Here is a 20942-nt window from a genome sequence, read left to right as displayed (position 1 = left end):
TAGTTACCATTTCTTCACAAGCAATTCCTGTATTGCCTGACTAATTTTTTCAATGCCGATTGGGATGTTCTTGTCATTAACCTGAGATACACTTAGTCGGATACGATTTTCTTGACGATATGTTGGTAGGTACATCGTTGCGGCGTCTTGGACAAGTACATATTTATGAAAAAGGTAGTCAACAAGCTGTTTGCCTTTTATACGTTTTGGTAGCTCAATGGTTGAATAAAAACCAGAGTCTCCGCTAGTAAAGCTTGCCTCCTTAGGAAGGTATTTTTCATAAGCATCTCGAAGCAGGATGCCTTTATGTTTATATTGTTGTCTGAGTTTTTCAATGTGTGCTTGGTACATCCCACTTTGTAAATATATTTCTAGTGCACCTTGAGTGATGACAGGGGTATGTACATCTGCTGCAAATTTAGCATTGGCAAAGCTATCGAGTAGTGCCTCGGGTAACACAGCCACACCGAGTCTTAATCCAGGCAAAAGCACTTTGGAAAAGCTTTTTGTATAAATAACTCTTCCAGATGGATCATAGGCATACATCGGGTCAGCTTTTCTTGTTGTGTCAAGGTCTCCCATATAATCATCTTCGATGATGTAGACATCATATTTTTGTGCAAGCTCCACGATTTTTTTCTTTTCATCGTTAGTATAAGAATAACCAGTTGGATTTTGAAATCTCGACACGGTGTAGAATAACTTGGTATCTTTCTCTTGGAAAATCTTCTCTAAATAGTTCCAATCAATGCCGTTTTTTGTCCTTTCAATCCCATGGACTAAAAGCTTTCGATTGGTGAGAGATTGGATAAAGCTTGGATGAGTGGGTTGCTCTGTACAAATCTCTTCTTTCCCATTCGGAAAAGGGATAGAAAGCAGAAGGTCTAATGCTTGCTGAGAGCCAGATACGACACAAATACGCTCCGGTGGTGCAAAAACTTGAACATCCTGTAGTTGTTTAGAAAGCTGTTTACGCAAGGAAGCAAGTCCTAATGGCTCTGAATAATGAAACATCTCCTCTTTATACCGTTCAATTGCCTGGTTCATGCAATGTTGAAAATCTCGATAAGGCATTTGACTTAGGTCAGGACCGGCAGCAGAAAAGTCTATTTTTTCTAAGGAGGAGGGAGATTTTGATTGATTGCTCCCCACCATAAAATAACCACTTTTCGGTACGGAATAGATCCTGTGCATCTTTTCCAACTCATCATAGGCCTTTATAACGGTATTCACGCTACATTGTAACTCCTTGGATAATTGACGGATGGAAGGTAGTCGATCACCAGGCTTGAGCCGTCCTTCCTTCATCCTTTTCTCGATTTCCTGAATCGTCTCTTTATATTTCCTTTCCACTTCTTTATCCTCCTCCATTGTATGGGTACAGATGAATAAAATATAGCTTTCTAATTTCTTGTGCGATGATTATAGTATAAGTTAGTAACAATGCTTTTTCTATCAAATAATATAATTTTTAGGAGGGATAATATGAGAAAGTTGCGTATTGGTTTAGTCGTCTTACTCACACTTCTGATTGTGTTCACGGTAGGGCAAATGGGAGCAGACGCAAAAGGAAATAAAGAAAAGGAACTCCATGGTGTTGAGAAGCTACTAAATGGAAAGGATGGGACGATCATTCTGAAAAATCTAAAAAAAGATAAAACCTACGTCTACAATCAAGAGAGAAGCAAAGAAAAATTCACACCAGAATCGACCTTTAAAGTACCTAATGCTTTAATTGGGCTACAAACATCAACCGTCCGAGATGAATACGAGGTGAAGCGATGGGACGGGACCATTAGAGAATTTGAAGATTGGAATCGCGATCATACCCTTGCTTCAGGGATGAGACATTCTGTTATCTGGTATTATCAACATATGGCTCGCGATATCGGTAAAAAACAAATGCAAAGTTATATGAATCTCTTAGACTACGGAAATCAAGATATTTCTGGAGGAATTGATACATTTTGGCTGGACAGTAGTTTAAAGATTACGGCAAGAGAGCAAATAGATTTTATCGAAAAATTAGTTAAGGAACAGCTTCCCTTTGCAGAAAAACATCAAAAGACGGTTAAACGAATGATGATAGAGGATGAGCAAGATGAGTATACTCTTCACGGAAAAACAGGTACAAGGCTTTCCGATTTAGGTTTAGGCTGGTATATTGGTTTTATTAAAACAACTAAAGAGAAATGGGTATTTGCCACAAACATTGATGGAACTGGATCAGAGGCTAAGAATGTTATTTTAGCTGTTCTGAAACAGAAGGACATCATTCGAGAATAAAAAATTTTTGAGAAGGAAGATAAAGTTGAAAAGATATATACTAAGTCTTGTCTTATTTGTCATGATAGGAGCGTTTACCATTTTAAGAGCCATGGGAGTCTATGTATTTTTAGGATATGTACTAGGAGTTATGATCGTACATATCGGAATCTATAAGAGGAAAATACTACTAATATTATTAGGGATCGTTATCGCCATTCTATCTTATCTTGTTCCCAGTTTTCTTGGTGCCTTATTTAGATTCACGGAATAAAAAAACTAGATTAGTTAAGAAGAGGCACAGTTTTGATTGTGCCTCTTCTTTAGTTACTTTGAGTTAATTGGCATAACAAGACGTGTCATAAATTTGCGCCCTGCCTCCATCGGTCCATGCTTATAAAATTTGAGCCAAAGAATAACAAATAATACTTGAACAACACTCACTAGGCATAAAATGAGTAGTATGATGAATGAGTCTTCTAAAGGAGCTACGCCTAAGCCCCATCCATAAAAAATAATCGAACAGAGAATGTTCTGCATTACATAACAGCTTAGCGAAGCTTTACCAACCTTTTCGAGAATTCCCCATACATGTAGCGATTCCTTTTTTTCTACCATAAATGCGATAAGACCCATATACCCAATGGAAAGGATCGGTGCAAATAAATAGCGAACAGGAAAATCAAATAATCCTCCAGGTACAAAAAGCAACAAGTTTAAAGGTAAACCGACACATAAGCCAATCTGGAGCATTTTCCTGCGGATATATCTACCTTTTGCATCATTGGCGAAAGCTCCTTTCCTCATGAGAAGAACCCCAGTTAAAAACAAAAACACATTTAATGGAATAGTAAATATTGCCTCCCCTCTCAAAGAGAGAAAGTTCGATAATCTGTATTGAATCTGATCTAGCCATGATTTGTTTTCATATAGATAGGTAGTCTCCTGCATATCCCCTAAGAAATTTCCTGATATTTGTTGAGTAAGCCCTGCTAAAAAGAGGAGTAAAATGAACAGTAAATGAATAACTCCGATAAGGATCAAGGATCTCTTGATGTATTTCATACCGGCTTTAACAATGAATGCGACAATTATTGCTGCAATGGCATAGGCCATCAAAATATCGTATTCCATCACAAATGTAAAATGAAGAAAGCCTTCGATTAACAAGAATAAAGAGGTCCATAAATATACACCTGGCCACGGACGACCCTTTCGTAATGACTGCTGATACTTTAACTCTAGACCAATGCCAAACATGATGGCCAATAATCCCAGAAGCTTCCCATTGACGAGAGAAAGTGACAAGATACGAATAAAGTGATCGATAGAACTCCACCATTCATAATGATCAAATGTAAATATATAGCTTATATCGCCTAAATAGGCAAAAATCCAAATATTTGTCCCCAACGTACCTAATATGGCAATACCTCGAAAAATATCTAATAAACGAATGCGCTTTTGGTGATGATAACTCATCCTACTTGCTCCTCTCTAATCATACGTTATTCTTTCTGTTTTATCTGTGTATGGAAAAATTCCTTTATTTCTGGATGGTCCTTATACAAGGTTAAGCTATATAGTATAGAAGAGGCAGCAATTGTAGACCAAATTAGCCAATCACCTGACTGGGATACTAAATAAAATATATCGTTTTTAAACTGCTCTCCTCCCGATTGAATTGCACTCATGAAATCAGTATAGTGAAAGGCAAATAATATAATTATTCTTCCAATAAGCATGACAATCCAAAGAACAATATAATGGATTCCTCCAACAGTACTTAATTTGTCATAATGGTAAACAACCTTTGTTTTCTTTGCTTGATAGATTCCGATAATGGCCGCCCATATAAGTAGACAAATTAATTCTGCTAATATTTCAGCATTTAATGTACTGGGTAAACTGGAGTAGGTTTTATACAATCCTAATATGGGCAAGCCAATAAAATCAAAACGATTGACTTCCTTTGGGATAAACTGACGGAAGATTAGGATACCAATAAGCAATGGGATGATAAGAGTAACTTTATCCATCTGCATGATTCCCCATTTTTTCTTGTAAATAATGCTCAATCAATTGATCCATTTTTTCATTCGTATATTGTTGAGGGGCCTGAATGGCATGAATGACAAGACCATCTATAAAAGCGTAGAGAAATTCAAGCTCCAAGTCTCGATTATGCTGGTGACCAAGATATCCTAGCTCCGTCATAAGCTCTAAAATGATCGTTATTAATTTTCGAGAATAGCGGTCCATTTCTTCCTTTAATTCAAGAAGTTTAGGATCGTTAAAGGAATTACCTAAAAAGGCAATCCATACCCTTGCTTCCATCATTTCCTCGTGACTTGTCGGTATAAGAAATTTCATTAATCTCCTTAACTTATTCTCTTTTGTTCCAGTAAAAGCATTTAGACGGCCCATTGCACGCTGTTCCATTCGATCTAATACTAATTTCATCGCATAATGAATTAGCTGAGCTTTGGATGAAAAATTATGCTGAATAAGTCCAACCGACATGTTTGCTTCAGCTGCAATATTCTGAATCGAAGCTTTATCTATCCCTTTTTTCAATATTACTTGCCAAGTAGCTTGCGCAATCTGATTTCTTCTCTCAACTATATCCACTTTTTTAGGCATAAGAAGACCTCCTTTTTATAATATGATTATATTATAAAAAACTTTATTTTACAATATAAATATATTATAAAAATATTGGTCATTTTTTATTAACGGGTGGCAATACTTAAAGAAGGTGATCTAAGGTCGCATTTTTCTTGTGGTTAAATTGGGAATTAATGGGATTTATGGAAGGTTTTTTGTAGATTATTATAAAATCCTAAGTAAGAAAACCGTACTGACTCCTATGAGCATTACTATTCCGATATTATAATTGAGTTCTTTGAAGATATAAGGTTGATCTTTACCATTATCACCATTATTATATTCCTGAAAAGTGAATCCGAAATTTAATATAGTAAAGGAATATTTAAGGGAACAATATGATGGAGATATTATTAATGGGTATACCTTTAAGTGCGCTACTAATAGAATTGATAATAGAGGAAAAAAAGAAAGGCTAATGTATTTCTTGAATGATTTTAACAGCAAATCTATTTATTTAGCTTGTCTTATTGTTGCAGGTAAATTAACTATTTGTTAAAGATTACTAACACAGATGATCATAATCATTATAAACATTCTATATCCACTTGAATATAATCTTTAGGAATTATTTTTAATCAGACTAGAGGCTGAGAATATTCTCTCGCTACTTGTTTTTTATTCAACAATCTGGCGAGTTGTGACACCAAGTAGAACTGTTATGACATAAATAAAGCCGATTTCGAAATTGATAATCGACTTCTTCTTTCACTAAAGAACCCGTTAATTAAAAAGTGGAAACAACGGATAGAATAACAAGTTACCTACATAAATCACCATAAGGAATCCAATTAAAGAAAAATGATGCTGTGCATTTTATTTTTTATCCAACCGAAAGAATATCCAATAGCCAAAGTTAAAGGTATAAAGGTCAAACCAACTGTCATTTGTCCAATCGAAAAGCCTGCTAAAAAGCTAAAAACATAAATTCCAACTGCTGAGACCCAGTAAAATTGATACTTACCTCTGATAGCAAAAAATATTGACACTATTGCAATAAACAATGCCGAAAATGCAATTACAGAAAAAATTGGCATAATGTTCCCTCCTCATCCCAAATCTTTTACTTTCACCCCTATATTCCTTGTTGTATTAAACTGCCCCGCTAGTTTAAGTAAAATTCTTCAGATCTTCTTTTATCCTACTAATGTTAGTATAGTTTCATGGACACATCTTAGTTAAGTAATTACAATCAATCTTAGGGGGATGTGTCCAATGACAAATCACAAAAACGGCAAACGTTATAATGATGACTTTCGAAAAATGGTTGTTGATTTATATCATTCCGGTCAATCGGTTAGAGATTTAAGCAGCGAATATGGCGTATCTGAAGTAACTATCTATGCATGGATTAAAAAATTAAATCCTATGGAATTGGAAGTTGGATCTTCCATAACCCCGGATGACTATGCAAAACTTCAATAGCAAATGCTTAAGCTACAACAGGAAAATGAAATCTTAAAAAAGGCTATGGCCATATTTGCGAAAAAATAAGTGACGCTGAGATAACTGACCTAATCGACCAACAGAAAGACAATTATCCCATTCACACATTGTGTGAAGTGCTTGGTGTACCTAGAAAGTACGTATTATAAATCATTAACTAAATCGATCTCTAATCGCGAGCAAGAGAATCGCCAATTAACTGAAAGAATTATAGAAATTCATCAGGAAAGTAAACTACGATATGGTGCTCCTAAAATCCATCACCTTTTGGTGAAGGAAGGGTACCGGGTAAGCCTTAAACGTGTACAGCGATTGATGAAAAAAGCTGATATTAAATCTATTACAGTGAAAAAGTTCCGTCCAACGCCAAGTAAAGAAAAGGTTGTCGAGCGTGAAAACATCTTACAAAGGGACTTTTCAACCCATACAATTAACGAAAAGTGGGTTGGAGATATTACGTATATATACACGTTTAAATATGGCTGGTGCTACCTTGCATCTGTCATGGATTTACATACTAAGAAAATTGTTGGTTTCTCTTTTGGACGCACCATGACAACTGAATTAATTATTACAGCCTTGAAAAACGCCTATGAAACACAACAACCAGATGAAGGTCTTATTTTCCATTCTGATCTAGGTAGTCAGTACACAAGTGATAAATTTGCCAAAGTGATTGAACAACTTAACATGGTACACTCTTTTAGCTATAAAGGAAGTCCATATGACAATGCTTGCATAGAATCCTTTCACGCTATTTTAAAGAAGGAAGAAGTGAATCAAATTCAATATATCGATGAAAAATCGGCTAGAATAGCTTTATTTCAATACATTGAAGGTTGGTATAACCGTAAAAGAATTCACGGCAGCATAGATTACAAAACACCACAAGAAATGGAAGACAATTGTGTGCGCGCCAGTTGATTTCCCTCAGCATATTCTTTATTTACCTACATGTTTTGTGACGTTCTAAAAACCAAGAACCTCACAAAACATGTAGGGTAGCAAGCGAAGCGCGGTAGCAAAAAAGAATCAATAAAAACTTAACTTATTTGTGTCTAAAATATTTACGTAGATCCAATGTTACCTTATTTACTTTCTATGAGACATATAAATTATGAAGTTTTTTTACTAATAAAAAATAGTATTAATAGTATAAAAAATAAAATTACACTAACTATGGAGACCATATACTCGTTATCACTAAAAATATTTAATAACGCTACTGTTCCCATAAAGATAACACCTACTAAAGGTAAAATTTTCTTAATATTACCAATCATATCTAAATTCCTCCTTGATTTAATATATATAATATAATAAACTATTAGCTAGTAGTTTACAAAGGAGGAATTTATTTGAAAATTAATTTGAAGAAGTGTCTTGTAACTTTGTTAGTAGCTGCGCTCCTAGTTTCAGCTATTGGTCCAACAGGTTCAGTTTTTGCACAAGAAAATCAGGTACCAAATCCTAATTCCAACTTAGACATTTTAGAACTCAACTTAGATGGCGAACATGATGGGGATCAAGTTGATCCTTTCGTTTTAGATATTTTGTCGGCGATAGAAAATATACCAGCTGAATTAGTTAACAGTGGAGATGACTCAGCAATAGCTGAATGGGTCGAACAAGAGTCAGGTGTTGAAACAAAAGTTGTTAATGGTGTGTTGAAATTTGATCCTTTTGGTAACCAGTTAAACTTTAATGTCTTTGCTTGCGTTGGTGCTATAGGTATGGCAATAGTTTCAAATGGCATTCCTTTGACAAAAATTTTAAAAGTAAAAAAATTTATTGATCAGTTTGGTGGTACAGTTAAATTTGTTAAATCAGTAAAATATTTCTATGATAAATACCGAAAAGATAACCTAAGCAGAAAAGCAGCATTAAAGAAAGCGGTTAATAAAGTATCAGCAAGAGTTGGCTCTAGTACAAAAGAAGCATTATTAGACTTTTTTGGTATTTCTGCAATAATAGGTTCTTGTTCTTAGCCTATTAAATTCAAGTTTCCTAATAGATATTTTTTTAAGGAAGCCTTTTCTTACTGATTAATAGAATAAAATTTATAGATATTTATTCTGGTTTAACTTTGAAACTAGTGAACTAATTAGTAGTTAATATAATTATTTAGTCTGATGAAGACACTTCTTTACTTTTGCCTTCATCAGGCTTTTTTAGTTTACAAAATATACTATTCTAAGATAGAAGTATCATATAGAAAGCATCTATTCTGTATGGTTATGTGATTCTAGTCAATTCAACTATACCAGTTGTTGGGGTGTTTATTCATGCTTGGGGTCCTACCAACAAAACGCGGTTGGTAGGACTCCTGCTTGTATTTTTTGTCAATAACCGTACTCTTATAGCTACAAGCTTTACAACCAATTAAATAAATTAGATCTTTATTGATGTGAGGAAAAAACCTACTATATTAATAGCTGCTAAAAAATACTAAATTAATTATGAATAATGCAAAAAATATTCAGGGTTATATCAAATCCAGTCTTCAATAATTTGGCCCGATTCTGGAACAATTCATCACATTAATTGTATCAAACATATTTAAAAAATATCGGACTTTATTTAAAATGATCAATCTTTATTATAAATTATCAAACTTTATTTCAAAGCTACAACAAATAGAGGTCGCAATAAATAAATACAATTTTAAAAGTGTCATAACTTAAGAGTAATGAGTCATTCATAAATATGAATTGGTTAGAAAATTAAAAAAACAAATAGAGAGTTATGGTAGGATAAAAGAAGATCGTGAAGAAATATACTTAAACTAACGAAGCAGTTTTCTTCAAGAAAGGATTGAGAAAGGTTTATATGAAAAAAGTTATAGTTTTTTTATTAGCAAGTTTTATTATATTAACAGGCTGTTCAAGTACAAGCGAAAACGATAGAGAACAAAGAATAATAAATAGTGAAGTTTCAATTGGAACTGTTGAGTCTGAACACAAACAAAAATTGACGTATGAAATTACAATTGCAAATGAAGATGATGTAAGTGTTGTTGATACTGTTAATGTAATTCCCTCAATGAATATAAAAGATAGACTTATTGAAACAAAAAAGCAAGATATAAAATATAACAAAGATACTATTGAAATTAACGGAGAAATTATATTTGATTCAAAGGGGCTTTCAAAGGAAGAGATTACAACCTTTGAACCTTACATAAAAGGATTACAATTTGTTGGAGATAATAATAAGGAATATCTCTTAGTTAATAATTCGTCTGAATAAACAATATTGGTAAAATCTTATTGCATTAACGGGTGCGAATGCTTAACAAGAGTAATCGCTTTTCTTTGTTGAGGTAAAGAAGTGGCAGGATTGTTTAAAAAAGACAACTTCGTAGAGGGGGTTTTTTTGCTAAAGAGGAAAAATATGGTGTTCATTATACCCGCGATTTTCCTTGTTCTTATGATTACAGTTTTCTATTTTAACAACACACAAAAAGTATACGGTAACAATAAAGAATCGATAGTAAAAGTTATCAAATCTATTGATGGGTATGAAAGTAAGTCAATTGATATTCTGATTATTAAAGATCTTAATGATGTTAGAGTGGTGGGGTTTCTATCAAATGGTAGTCCAGCTTATATCCAATTTATAAAAAATTCAGAGGGCAATTACGAATGGGAATATATAGAAGAAAAGCAAAATGAAAAATTTAGTTCTTTCATTCCTAAAACATCTAATACAGAAAATCTCCAATTTATGTTTGTGACCAATGATGAAAGCAAGGTTGCTAAAATGCAAGTAAGTGTCAATGGAAAAATAGTGGAACAAGAATTTATTCCAAATAAAGCATCAGTTACTTGGACTGATTTACCACAATCCGATGAAAGTGAATATAGCTTTAGAAATTATAAATATTATGATGAAGATGGGAATCTAATAAAGAAATAGATAATCGTTTCTTGTGCTAACGGATGCTTATCTTCAATAAGGGATACAGCCATTTCGTTAAAGGGGAGATTGTAATGGGTGGTTTAGCATTTATTTGGATTTTGTTTGTATATATCGGTTTACCTATTGCGGTAGTTTTGTTATTGATGTGGATTTACAAAATCAAATTAAATAGTGAAATTCAAGTTAAACAGAACCAAGAGATAATACAATTATTAGATGAACTTAATAAGTAGGTGCAAGTTTGCTATTCAACTGTTGGGTGCGAGTGTTCAATTATGTTATTCGCTTCTTGACAAACGCAGATGTAAATGCAGTAAGAAATGAAACTCAATTCGTTACAAAACGTATTCTTAGAAAAGGAAAAGTGGCACACAACTGCCATAAAAAAGGGGAATTAAAATGTTACCGATTATTTTATCTATATTACTAATACTCGCACTTATTTTACAAAATATATGCCAATATCTGAAAAATGATTGTTAAGCTAAAGGGTGCGTTTCTTCAAGAAAGCAAAGTGCTCTGTCTACTGATTTATTGAAGTAATGAAATAGTTTATTTGAACAAGGACAAGTTTTTTATGAATATATTGTAAACATGGTCTATGTAAGGAGGAAACTCATGGATTTATATGAAGAAGCAACCTTTCTTTATCATTACTATGAACGCAATACCGGTCCCTTAATTAATCTATCCGAACTTGATATAGATGACGCTGAAAAAATTCTAAAAAAACTTCAAAAAGAAAATAATACATTTGCTGCCAAACGACCAGAAAATTATTTAATAATACGTAGGGAATTAGAACAAAAAATAAGAGAATTATTTATAAAAAAAGGTGGCGAACCCAAGAAAGGATTTCCGCACTATTTTATATTAGGGGAATGTGCGTGGGTAAAGGAATGGTTCCAGAATGGAATGGAAGTAAAAATTCCAATAAAAAGTTTTAATTCAAAATCAATAAGTTTTACATATGGTGATTCCATTCCAGCGATGAGGTTTCAGGATGGGAAGCCGTATAGAGGTCAAGTCTATACTCTTGAAGAAATTTCAAAGATAATAAAACTATATGGATTCCCTCAAGAATGGAATAAAGACGGAAAATATGGACCTGAAAGATATATTGAAGTGCAGGTATGGGATGATGAACCTTTAAATTTATGTAAATAAAATAATTATAATCTTATATTTTAGAATATATTTCAAAAAAAGAAAAAGGAAATTTGACGTAGAACTTATTTAAACAAATAGTTTGTGAATTAGTGTACTTAAAGTAACGGGTGCGAATCCTGAACAAGAGGTACACTGTTAATAGCTTCAATTCAAATATTAAATATAGAAACGAGGAAAACGTTTTTTATGATTAAATTAAGATTTTTTGAACGTTCAGATTTTCAACAACTTATAAATTGGATTGAAACACCAGAATTTTTACTCCAATGGGGAGGTCCTAATTTTAGTTTCCCATTAACTGAACAACAGTTGGAGAATTATCTTAAAGATGCGAACACTGATAATTCTCCTATTTTTATATACAGTATTATAGAAAAGGAAACTGGATATGTAATTGGACATATATCATTGGGTAATATTGACCGAAGCAACAAGTCGGCAAGAGTGGGAAAAGTGTTAGTAGGAGATAAAAATGTAAGAGGTAAAGGAATTGGTCTACAAATGATGAACGAAATCCTCAAAGTTGCATTTGATGAACTTAAATTACATAGAGTTAGTCTTGGTGTATTTGATTTTAACGCTTCAGCAATTGCTTGTTATGAAAAAACGGGATTTATAAAAGAAGGGTTACACAGAGACTCAAGAAAGATTGGTGACGAATACTGGAGTTTGTGGGAAATGAGTATTTTAGAGAATGAATGGAAGGAAATAAATAAAAGATAGGCTTAATTATGCTAACGGGTGCTTTAGTGAAAGAAGAAGTCGATTTATCAATTTGGAAATCGGCTTTATTTATGTCTTGAAAACTACAACAGTTCTACTTGGTGTCACAACTCTAGAGTATTGATACCGTTTTATAAATGTGATAAAACCAGCATATCGGAAGGTGTCATAACTTATATTCATAAATGTTGAATAAAAAGGGTGACTTGATGTCGATCAGTATTGATGGGAAGATACATGAAAGTATCTATAAAGTTCGATATAAATGGATTGAACCCTTTTGGATAATCTTTTCTTTTCGAGATGGCCTTCTCTTGCCCGCGCCCCTTGTAAATGAATCATTTACCCTTTATAACACGATAAGCCTGATAGACAAAATTAGTAATATGACTTCTATCTTCTCTCATGATCACATGAGTGATCATCTTCAAACATGTTACAGGAAGGCCGTATTTCACGCTAAATTAAATGCTCAAAAGAATCTCGGTGATGTATTCACTTACCATAATATAAAGGCTCCAGCTGATGGCCCTTTTCTAATACGCGGAAAATATAACTAATTTAATCATTGTAAAGGTGAAATTCTACATGACTTTCATTAATAGTTATGGACAATTTAATCCCCCTTAAAGGTTAACGTTTACCTATTAATATATTAGATAATATGCATGATATCAAAGGTGATAGATGTATTATTACTAGAATGGAAAAATTGAATTTAAGATAATTATTACTTAATAGGTTAGGTACCGTGAGTAAAAGTTTCGTCAACGTTTTAAAGAGATAAAATGGAATCCTGAGCTTATAATAAATCAATCGAACTTAAAGACTAGACTTGATTCACATTTGTGCGTTCAAGATTTATCAATGTGAGATAAGACACTTTAAATTGTAATCTTTAGACAGGTCCACTTTGTAGAGTGTAATCTCCTTTTATTCATTGTGGGATCAACTGTTCCTATAGTGACTTTATACGGGTATTGTGCGATGAATCTCGGCGATTGTATTTTTATTTTAATAAAAAATTGACAAGACATTATTATGCAACTAGATTAGAGTGGGGATTTATGAACTCATCGAAGATAATGGCTTCAATCCTTTCCATAATGTTTATGTGGAAGAGCTTGATCGCAATTGGAAATCGGTAAACCATGGAAAACCTTTTATCATAACGGAAAATTTTGTTTAGAATTTATTGAAAGAGTGTCGGAGGATGTAGGATAAGACCAGGTACTTTACTGACAAACCAAAATAAGTAATAATTAAGTAAAATAATTAAGTAATGAGGCTGAATCAATGGTAAGATAATTCTTACAAGGGGATTGTTCAGTTTGAATGATAAGGTTGGGGTGGATAAATTGAAGACAAATGTGACAATGAAGGATATTGCAGAAAAACTGAAGGTAAGTAGTGTTACCGTTTCAAAGGCGTTAAATGATAAAGACGGGGTAAGTGATGAATTAAAAGAAAAGATTAAAGCCTTAGCAGACAAAATGGGTTATCGTTATAATACCATGGCAAAATCAATGAAGGATGGGAAATCTTATAACGTATGTGTGATCATTCCGGAACGTTTTACTGGTATGACACAATCCTTTTACTTAAAGGTTTATCAGTCGATTGCACAAAAATTAGAAGAAAGAGGCTATTATGGCATTATTCATATTTTGCCATCTGACGATGAAGAAGGTTTAAAGCTTCCAAGGATATATCATGAAAGGAGAGTGGATGGTTTTATTCTACTCGGTCAACCTTCTAAGGAATATATTGAGTTGATGCAGAGTGTGGATATGCCACTCGTGTTTTTAGATTTTTATGATGAGAATGCGGACGTAGACGCCGTAATTACCGATAACTTTTATGGTGCCTATGAATTGACGAACTATTTGATTCAGGCAGGGCATCGCGAAATTGCTTATGTCGGTAATTTGTTCTCCACAAGCAGTATTCAAGATCGTTTTCTCGGTTATTATAAATCGTTATTAGAACACAAAATTCACTTGAAACAAGAGTATGTAATAAGTGATCGTGATGACCGCGGAAGCTTTATTGAATTCGATTTACCAGAAGCATTACCAACTGCGTTCGTTTGTAACTGTGATCAGGTTGCCCATTTATTAATGGAAAGACTACAAAAAAATGGGTTTAAAATTCCTGAGGATTGTTCGGTTGTCGGATTTGATAATGATATTTATGCGACATTAACATCCCCTAACTTAACAACAGTGGAAGTAGATATTGATGAAATGGCGAAAAATGCGGTGAAATTTATTTGCGAGAAGATGGATGATGAAACGGCAGCGTTCGGAAGAGTTGCAGTAAAAGGTAAAATTATTTATCGAGATTCTGTCAAAAGGCTAAGCGAATAAAAACGTATATTTACTGATTATGGACCAAGGTGGAAGCCTGGGTCTTTTTTATGTGCGCCAGGCATGGCGACTATCTAGGTGGTGAAAGTCCACTGTGGGGGTACACATCAACCAACCACTAGAGAAGCGCAAGGTACTTATCGTGAGGTAAGGGCTGAAGGAAGCGTGTATCAAAATCTTGGCTCGACGAACAGAAATCTGATACCAAGGCTTTATAGGCGGATAAGGCTCCATAACAAGTCAAAGTCCAAAAGATGTGCGTAATCCTATAGAGTAAATCAGACGAGTAAAAGAGGAAAGATAGTTGCCTTACCCTGGGAGGTCTCACGGACAGCTGAGGAGTCCCCTATAAAGAAAGCTGGTCGAAAAAGGTTTACCGTGAGAAGTCAGCCGAAGCCATAGTAGTGATGAAATCATGAAGGGCTGAACAATTTATAGTGTTTCTACGCCATGAACGCACGGCAGATATATTTCAGAATGTGTTAATGAGGAAAGTATGAGCGTATCTCAGAGGATACTCAAAAGAGAAGTGTCTGATCGTCACGTTAACGGAAAGGAAGAAACGAGTGTGGAGCTTTTAGAAGAAATCTTAAGCAATCAAAATATGAATCAAGCTTATAAGCGCGTGTATCGCAATAAAGGTGCAAGTGGAGTAGACGGAGTGAGTGTAGAAGAATTAAAGGAATATCTGAAAGAACAGAAGGATGAACTTCGTGCTCAAATCCGGAAAAGAAAATACCAACCTTCGCCAGCATTGCGAGTCGAGATTCCAAAAGAAAAATGGAAAAATGCGCAAACTAGGTATCCCAACGGTTGTCGACAGAGTGGTATAACAAGCAATCAGTCAAAAACTTAACCCCATATTTGAAAAACAATTCAGTGAATACAGCTATGGTTTCCGACCTAGAAGAAGCTGTGAAATGGCAATTATTCAAGCGCTAGAATATATAAATGATGGATATGAATGGTTAGTAGATATTGACTTAGAGCGATTCTTTGATACGGTTCATCACGACAAGCTGATGAGAATCATCTCCCATACGATAAAAGATGGAGATGTGATTTCCCTTATACGGAAATATCTCGTAAGTGGAGTAATGGTCCATGGTAAATATGAAGATACGCCAGTTGGAACATCACAGGGAGGCAATCTTAGCCCACTCCTAAGCAACATTATGTTGAACGAGTTGGATAAGGAACTAGAAGCAAGAGGACTGCGTTTCGTCAGATACGCAGATGATAGTCTCATTTTCATAAGAAGCGAAAAAGCAGCGAATAGAGTGCTCACTTCCATTACAAAATTTATCGAGAAGAAATTGGGATTAAAGGTAAATGTGGAAAAGAGTAGAATCTCCCGTCCTGGTGAAACAAAATTTCTAGGATTCGGTTTCTACTATGATTTTAATAAGGAAAAGTTCCAACCAAGACCACATGAAAAATCGATTCAGAAATTTCAAAGGAAACTGCGAAAGTTAACGAAACGAAATCTGGGCATCTCACTAGATGACAGAATCGTCAAGTTAAAACAGGTCATTCTAGGTTGGGTCAACTACTTCAAGATAGCCAACATGAAGAAAGCACTTGGAGCGGTAGACGCAAAACTTCGCTCCCGACTTCGAGTAATCATCTGGAAGCAATGGAAGAACAACAAGAAGAGAATAAAATCTCTTATCCAGCTTGGCATTCCCGAAGAGGAATCAAAAGGCTTAACTTACTGTCGAAGAGGGTATCGTTTCATTGGGCTATCGAAGGTGGTTCAAAGAGCTTTATCTAACAAACGTCTCAAGCAAAGGGGTATACCCTTTGTCTTAGACTACTACTTAAAAGTACACACTGTGATATAAATTGAACCGCCGTATAAGGAACCGTACGTACGGTGGTGTGAGAGGGGCGGATAGTTATTTAACTTTCCCCTCTACTCGATATGGAATTGCAGTCGATAAAACATATCAGCACTTTTATATCAAACATGAAGAGAGGTTCGTATTACCGGGGCTTTTTGTAATGCAAAAAGTAAGGGATTATTCTTTTTACATCTATTGACTAGTAACCGTTCACAAGTTATTATTAAGTTATCGTAAACCTAAACGTTAACTTAATAAAAGGGGGAGAGATCAAAACATAAGCTGGAGTAAGAGATCAGCAATATCAAATATAAACCTAAGAAGAGGTGAACCATGAAAACGATTAATTTCAATCAGAATTGGAGAATGAAGGGATTAGAAGAGAAAAGCTCGTACTCGATCGACTTACCAGCATCGGTGATGAACACATTGTTAGATAAAGGAGTAATTGATGATCCTTTTTATCGAGATAATGAGGAACAAGCAATCGAAATAGCTAAAAAAGATTATGTATTCGAAAAGGATTTTGAAATAAAGGAAGACCTGTTAAACTATGAAAATATCTCTCTCTATTTTCATGGAATAGATACTGTTGCAGACATTTTCTTAAATGGTCATAAGCTCCTTCACACTGAAAACATGCATCGAATTTATCGATTAGAGGTGAAACATTTTCTAAAAAAAGGACGCAATACAATAGAAGTTATGCTCTATTCACCTATTCATTATATTGAGAAGAAACAGCAAGAAGATCCATTAGTAGGTGTAGACCATGCCCTGGAAGGCTATCCTCACTTAAGAAAAGCACATAGTATGTTCGGATGGGACTGGGGACCAAAGATTCCTGACCTTGGAATTTGGCGTGATGTTGAAATGGTTATGTGGAATGAGAACAGAATAGAGGATGTATATATTGAACAAGAGCACCATGAAAAGTATGTGCAGGTAGATGTAGTAACTGAAATCCAAGAAAAAGTCGATCCAGATCTGTCCCTAATCGCTAAAATTACTTCTCCAGATGGTAATCAGTCAGAGCAAGTAGTCCACAATCATACAAGGAAAGAGAAACTTTCTTTTACGCTTGAAAATCCACAGCTATGGTGGCCTGCTGGATATGGAGAACAGCCATTATATCAAGTAGAAATCATTCTTAAAAAACAAAGTGAACAATTAGATAGAAGAAAATACTCCATTGGTCTAAGAACCATAACCGTAAGGCATGAAGAAGATCAATGGGGTAAATCCTTTGAGTTTGTTGTCAACGGCTATCCAATTTTTATGAAGGGAGCAAACTACATACCAGAGGATAATTTGTTACCAAGAACCTCCAAAGAAAGAACTGAACAGCTAATAAAGGATAGCGTTGCAGCGAACTTTAATATGATACGTGTTTGGGGTGGGGGACACTATCCAGAAGATTATTTTTATGATTTATGTGACAAGTATGGACTGATTGTTTGGCAGGATTTTATGTATGCATGCAGTGTTTATCGACTAACAGAGGAATTTGAACAAAACATTCGCGAGGAAGCGATCGATCAAATAAAACGAATTCGTCATCATGCTTCTCTTGGAATTTGGTGTGGCAATAATGAGGTTGAAGAAGCAATGGAATTTTGGGGTTGGCCAAAACGATCGGATTGGCGCAGAGATTATATTAAGCTATTTGAAATCATCTTACCTGATATTGTGAAAGAGCATGACCCGCAAACCTTTTATTGGTCCTCTTCACCGTCATCTGGTGGAGGCTTTGACAATCCGAAGAATCCAGATGTTGGAGATGTACACTATTGGGAAGTCTGGCATGGCGAGAAGCCATTTACCGAGTATCGCAAGTATCATTTCCGTTTTTGCTCTGAATTTGGTTTTCAATCATTCCCTTCAATAAAAACAGTGGAAGCATTTACAGAGGCAGAAGATCGTAATATTTTCTCAAGGGTAATGGAAAAGCATCAAAAAAATGATGCGGCAAATGGGAAGATTTTATTTTATCTATCAGAAAATTTCCTTTATCCGAAAGATTTTGATGCTTTGCTTTATACTTCCCAGCTGTTACAGGCAGAAGCCATTAAATATGGAGTAGAGCATTGGCGCCGAAATCTAGGACGATGTATGGGATCTTTATATTGGCAGTTAAATGACTGCTGGCCAGTTGCTTCATGGTCTAGTATGGATTATTACGGAAGATGGAAGGCACTCCATTACTTCGCCAAAAAATTCTATGATCCGATTTTATTATCATTAGAAGAGGGCGGCGAGGATGTAAAAATTTATGTGACGAATGATCAATTACAGCCAATTCATTGCCGTATTAGCTGGAGACTTCGTGATCATCAATCACAGATTTTACAAGAAGGAAGTGTGACTGAACGAATAGACGCATTAACAGCCAAATCGTGTCAATCACTCGATTTTTCGGAAATATTGACAGAGGAGCGAAAGCGAGATTGCTATCTGGAAGCCATTCTATATATAGATGATGCCTATTATAGTGATGCTTCTGTTATTTTTACAAAGCCAAAGCATTTTGAGTTTTTGAATCCAGAGCTTGAAGTAAAGGTTTCCGAAAATGAAGAACAATTCGTGATGGAAGTAAATGCGAGTGCTTACACCAAATATGTCGAGCTTTTATTAGAGCAGGATGGCCCTCTTTCTGACAATTATTTCGATTTATCCGCAAATGAGCCAAAAACGGTAACCATTGATAAACATTCAATGTCAGCGCCTGCAACAGTTGAGCAGATCACGAAAGGTCTCAAAGTTCGAAGTATTTACCATATCACACAAGACTAGTAGTAGAATGGCGGTAATAATATGAAAGAATTGTTTGTTAAGGGAATGACCTATGGCTGGAACACCTCACGTGGCGCTTATAGGACAAAGGAAGCTATCGACTCTTTACAAAAATTAAAAGAAATAGGTAGTGAATGGATTGCTTTATCCTTCTTTGCATTACAGGATACGTACTGTTCAACGGATATTCAGTTTGATTATAGTCATACGATGACAGACAGAGATATTCAATTTGCAGTCGAGCAAGCCAAAAAACTAGGATTGAAGGTTTGTCTGAAGCCAGTAGTCAATTGTCGTGATGGCATCTGGAGAGCAAGAATTGGATTTCCAGAGGAAGCGACAGATAAATGGGAAAAATGGTTCCGATCGTATCAGAGTTTTCTAATCCACTACGCCGAATTAGCAACAGAGCTAGAATGTGAGATGTTCTGCATTGGTTGTGAGATGATTCAAACAGAAGGACAAACAGCTTATTGGCGGCAGCTGATTGAACAAGTTCGTGCAATTTATCATGGCCCCATTATTTATAACGCCAACCACGGGAAGGAAGATGGCGTGGAGTGGTTTGATGCAGTAGATATCATCGGAACGAGTGCCTATTACCCCGTTGCGAAAACGCCTGGTGATTCTGTAGGAAATATGGTCCAGGAATGGCAAAAGATAGCGATTAAATTAGAAAAGCTGCATCAAACCTTTCATAAACCAATTTTATTTATGGAAATAGGCTGTCGAAGTGCATTCGGTTGTGCTACAATGCCTTGGGATTTTGAACATAAGGATCTGCCCTTTAGCGAAGAGGAGCAGGCAAATTTCTATGAATCTGTCTTTCAAGTATTTTGGAATAAGCCTTGGTTTGCAGGCTTCTTCTGGTGGGATTGGAAAGCAAAGCTTTACCCAAAAGAGGAGGCAAAAAAAGATCTCGATTTTGATATATATGGGAAAAAGGCAGAAAATATTGTGAAAAAGTGGTATAGTAAACACAATATAACAACCCATCAGTAGTTTATTACTGGTGGGAATCTTATCTTGATGAAGGAGGGGCTTTGATTGAACCTAGGTGGGAGAATCATTTTGATAGGGGATAGTATTACTGAGTGGGGAAGGCACGAGGATCCAGAGGGGATAGGTAAGGGATATGTTCGTGTGATCCATGATTATTTTAAAATAACTAAGCCTGATAGTAAGATAGAGATAGTGAATCGGGGAGTTGGTGGAAACCGAATCAATGATTTAAAGAGTCGTTGGGATCAGGATATATTGGAGCTGAATCCAGATACTGTATCCATCTCCATTGGAATTAACGATGTTTGGCGTCAGCTCGATCAACCAGAATTAGAACAGATTTATCCAGACAGGTTTGAAGCTATTTATCGTCATCTATTAAAACAAGTAAAGAATCATACAAACGCATCACTGATCTTAATGGAACCAACTATTATTGAAGAAAGTCTATTATCCGAAGGGAATAAGATGCTAAAACCATATGTGGATATTGTGAATAGATTAGCAGAAGAATATCACGCCATATTAGTGCCTACACATCAAGCTTTTATGAAATATCTACATACAAACAGTGATTATAGACTAACAACAGATGGGGTGCATTTAAATAGTGCAGGTAACCTTTTAGTCGCTCAACAGTGGATGAAAGCGGTAGAAAATTAGAAACTATTTCTTTAGATGAAGAAAGTTTTTGAAAGCGATTTAAAATATTGTGCCTTTTTTAAGGTGAATATGATATAAT

General features: G+C 35.0%; 19 protein-coding genes and 1 pseudogene. 15 read left to right on the top strand and 5 right to left on the bottom strand.

Going from position 1 to position 20942, the window contains the following annotated elements:
- Nucleotides 1–3 precede the first annotated feature (3 nt).
- Entirely contained in the window at nt 4–1353 is a 1350-nt protein-coding gene (locus DLJ74_RS05550) for an aminotransferase-like domain-containing protein (RefSeq protein WP_245902265.1), read from the bottom strand.
- A gap of 132 nt (nt 1354–1485) precedes the next feature.
- Here DLJ74_RS05550 and blaOXA point away from each other — a divergent pair, with 132 nt between their 5' ends.
- Both blaOXA and DLJ74_RS05540 read left to right on the top strand, forming a co-directional pair.
- Nucleotides 1486–2286, top strand: coding sequence for a class D beta-lactamase (blaOXA, locus tag DLJ74_RS05545; RefSeq protein WP_109983677.1), 801 nt, complete (start codon nt 1486–1488; stop codon nt 2284–2286).
- A gap of 25 nt (nt 2287–2311) precedes the next feature.
- On the top strand, nt 2312–2539 hold the full coding sequence (locus DLJ74_RS05540) for a hypothetical protein (protein ID WP_109983676.1): 228 nt from the start codon (nt 2312–2314) through the stop codon (nt 2537–2539).
- A gap of 53 nt (nt 2540–2592) precedes the next feature.
- On the opposite strand, the gene DLJ74_RS05535 is transcribed toward DLJ74_RS05540, so the two are convergent.
- The 4 genes from DLJ74_RS05535 to DLJ74_RS05520 all read right to left on the bottom strand — a co-directional run bounded on the left by DLJ74_RS05535 (nt 2593) and on the right by DLJ74_RS05520 (nt 5969).
- Nucleotides 2593–3747, bottom strand: a complete 1155-nt coding sequence (locus DLJ74_RS05535; RefSeq protein WP_109983675.1) for a DUF418 domain-containing protein — start codon at nt 3745–3747, stop codon at nt 2593–2595.
- A 26-nt stretch (nt 3748–3773) separates the two neighbouring features.
- Nucleotides 3774–4304, bottom strand: a complete 531-nt coding sequence (locus tag DLJ74_RS05530) for a hypothetical protein (protein WP_109983674.1) — start codon at nt 4302–4304, stop codon at nt 3774–3776.
- Nucleotides 4297–4908 carry a TetR/AcrR family transcriptional regulator gene (locus tag DLJ74_RS05525; protein WP_109983673.1) on the bottom strand — a complete coding sequence of 204 codons (612 nt, stop codon included), beginning with the start codon at nt 4906–4908 and terminating at the stop codon, nt 4297–4299. The genes DLJ74_RS05530 and DLJ74_RS05525 overlap by 8 nt, the downstream gene beginning before the upstream one ends.
- An 815-nt stretch (nt 4909–5723) precedes the next feature.
- Nucleotides 5724–5969: a hypothetical protein gene (locus tag DLJ74_RS05520; protein WP_245902264.1), complete on the bottom strand. Its 246-nt coding sequence runs from the start codon at nt 5967–5969 to the stop codon at nt 5724–5726.
- Nucleotides 5970–6147: 178 nt separating this feature from the next.
- On the opposite strand from DLJ74_RS05520, the gene DLJ74_RS20880 reads away from it, so the two are divergent.
- The 13 genes and pseudogenes from DLJ74_RS20880 to DLJ74_RS05460 all read left to right on the top strand — a co-directional run bounded on the left by DLJ74_RS20880 (nt 6148) and on the right by DLJ74_RS05460 (nt 20863).
- On the top strand, nt 6148–6357 hold the full coding sequence (locus DLJ74_RS20880; RefSeq protein WP_281269902.1) for a transposase: 210 nt from the start codon (nt 6148–6150) through the stop codon (nt 6355–6357).
- A 111-nt stretch (nt 6358–6468) separates the two neighbouring features.
- Entirely contained in the window at nt 6469–7302 is an 834-nt protein-coding gene (locus DLJ74_RS05515) for an IS3 family transposase (RefSeq protein WP_342767726.1), read from the top strand.
- 434 nt (nt 7303–7736) lie between these two features.
- A complete protein-coding gene (locus tag DLJ74_RS05510) occupies nt 7737–8366 on the top strand; it encodes a hypothetical protein (protein WP_109983672.1) in 630 nt (209 codons plus the stop codon).
- Between the two features lie 841 nt (nt 8367–9207).
- Nucleotides 9208–9627 (top strand): hypothetical protein, encoded by a 420-nt coding sequence (locus tag DLJ74_RS05505; protein ID WP_109983671.1) that lies wholly within the window; start codon nt 9208–9210, stop codon nt 9625–9627.
- Between the two features lie 81 nt (nt 9628–9708).
- Nucleotides 9709–10296 (top strand): hypothetical protein, encoded by a 588-nt coding sequence (locus DLJ74_RS05500; protein WP_146202425.1) that lies wholly within the window; start codon nt 9709–9711, stop codon nt 10294–10296.
- A gap of 74 nt (nt 10297–10370) precedes the next feature.
- Nucleotides 10371–10532: a hypothetical protein gene (locus DLJ74_RS20370; RefSeq protein WP_181397437.1), complete on the top strand. Its 162-nt coding sequence runs from the start codon at nt 10371–10373 to the stop codon at nt 10530–10532.
- A gap of 385 nt (nt 10533–10917) precedes the next feature.
- On the top strand, nt 10918–11466 hold the full coding sequence (locus DLJ74_RS05495) for a hypothetical protein (RefSeq protein ID WP_109983669.1): 549 nt from the start codon (nt 10918–10920) through the stop codon (nt 11464–11466).
- A 189-nt stretch (nt 11467–11655) separates the two neighbouring features.
- Nucleotides 11656–12192, top strand: coding sequence for a GNAT family N-acetyltransferase (locus DLJ74_RS05490; RefSeq protein ID WP_109983668.1), 537 nt, complete (start codon nt 11656–11658; stop codon nt 12190–12192).
- A 1358-nt stretch (nt 12193–13550) separates the two neighbouring features.
- Nucleotides 13551–14561, top strand: coding sequence for a substrate-binding domain-containing protein (locus DLJ74_RS05480; protein WP_109983858.1), 1011 nt, complete (start codon nt 13551–13553; stop codon nt 14559–14561).
- Nucleotides 14562–15129: 568 nt separating this feature from the next.
- Nucleotides 15130–16405: pseudogene (gene ltrA, locus DLJ74_RS05475) on the top strand (group II intron reverse transcriptase/maturase).
- Between the two features lie 333 nt (nt 16406–16738).
- The gene (locus DLJ74_RS05470; RefSeq protein WP_109983666.1) at nt 16739–19198 is read left to right on the top strand and encodes a beta-mannosidase; all 2460 of its coding nucleotides are present in this window, start codon (nt 16739–16741) and stop codon (nt 19196–19198) included.
- A gap of 21 nt (nt 19199–19219) precedes the next feature.
- Nucleotides 19220–20200, top strand: coding sequence for a glycoside hydrolase family 113 (locus tag DLJ74_RS05465; RefSeq protein ID WP_181397436.1), 981 nt, complete (start codon nt 19220–19222; stop codon nt 20198–20200).
- A gap of 45 nt (nt 20201–20245) precedes the next feature.
- Nucleotides 20246–20863 (top strand): SGNH/GDSL hydrolase family protein, encoded by a 618-nt coding sequence (locus tag DLJ74_RS05460; RefSeq protein ID WP_109983665.1) that lies wholly within the window; start codon nt 20246–20248, stop codon nt 20861–20863.
- The last annotated feature ends 79 nt before the right edge of the window (nt 20864–20942 follow it).

Source organism: Gracilibacillus dipsosauri, from assembly GCF_003176895.1.
GTDB lineage: Bacteria > Bacillota > Bacilli > Bacillales > Amphibacillaceae > Gracilibacillus > Gracilibacillus dipsosauri.
Note: the sequence above shows the minus strand (reverse complement) of the source record. Positions and strands in the feature narration are given on the sequence as shown.

Coding starts and splice junctions, on each gene's coding strand:
- blaOXA (WP_109983677.1), top strand. CDS start 1,486: ATGAGAAAGTTGCGTATTGGTTTAGTCGTCTTACTCACACTTCTGATT.
- DLJ74_RS05535 (WP_109983675.1), bottom strand. CDS start 3,747: ATGAGTTATCATCACCAAAAGCGCATTCGTTTATTAGATATTTTTCGA.
- DLJ74_RS05530 (WP_109983674.1), bottom strand. CDS start 4,304: ATGGATAAAGTTACTCTTATCATCCCATTGCTTATTGGTATCCTAATC.
- DLJ74_RS05525 (WP_109983673.1), bottom strand. CDS start 4,908: ATGCCTAAAAAAGTGGATATAGTTGAGAGAAGAAATCAGATTGCGCAA.
- DLJ74_RS05520 (WP_245902264.1), bottom strand. CDS start 5,969: ATGCCAATTTTTTCTGTAATTGCATTTTCGGCATTGTTTATTGCAATA.
- DLJ74_RS20880 (WP_281269902.1), top strand. CDS start 6,148: ATGACAAATCACAAAAACGGCAAACGTTATAATGATGACTTTCGAAAA.
- DLJ74_RS05505 (WP_109983671.1), top strand. CDS start 9,208: ATGAAAAAAGTTATAGTTTTTTTATTAGCAAGTTTTATTATATTAACA.
- DLJ74_RS20370 (WP_181397437.1), top strand. CDS start 10,371: ATGGGTGGTTTAGCATTTATTTGGATTTTGTTTGTATATATCGGTTTA.
- DLJ74_RS05495 (WP_109983669.1), top strand. CDS start 10,918: ATGGATTTATATGAAGAAGCAACCTTTCTTTATCATTACTATGAACGC.
- DLJ74_RS05490 (WP_109983668.1), top strand. CDS start 11,656: ATGATTAAATTAAGATTTTTTGAACGTTCAGATTTTCAACAACTTATA.
- DLJ74_RS05470 (WP_109983666.1), top strand. CDS start 16,739: ATGAAAACGATTAATTTCAATCAGAATTGGAGAATGAAGGGATTAGAA.
- DLJ74_RS05465 (WP_181397436.1), top strand. CDS start 19,220: ATGAAAGAATTGTTTGTTAAGGGAATGACCTATGGCTGGAACACCTCA.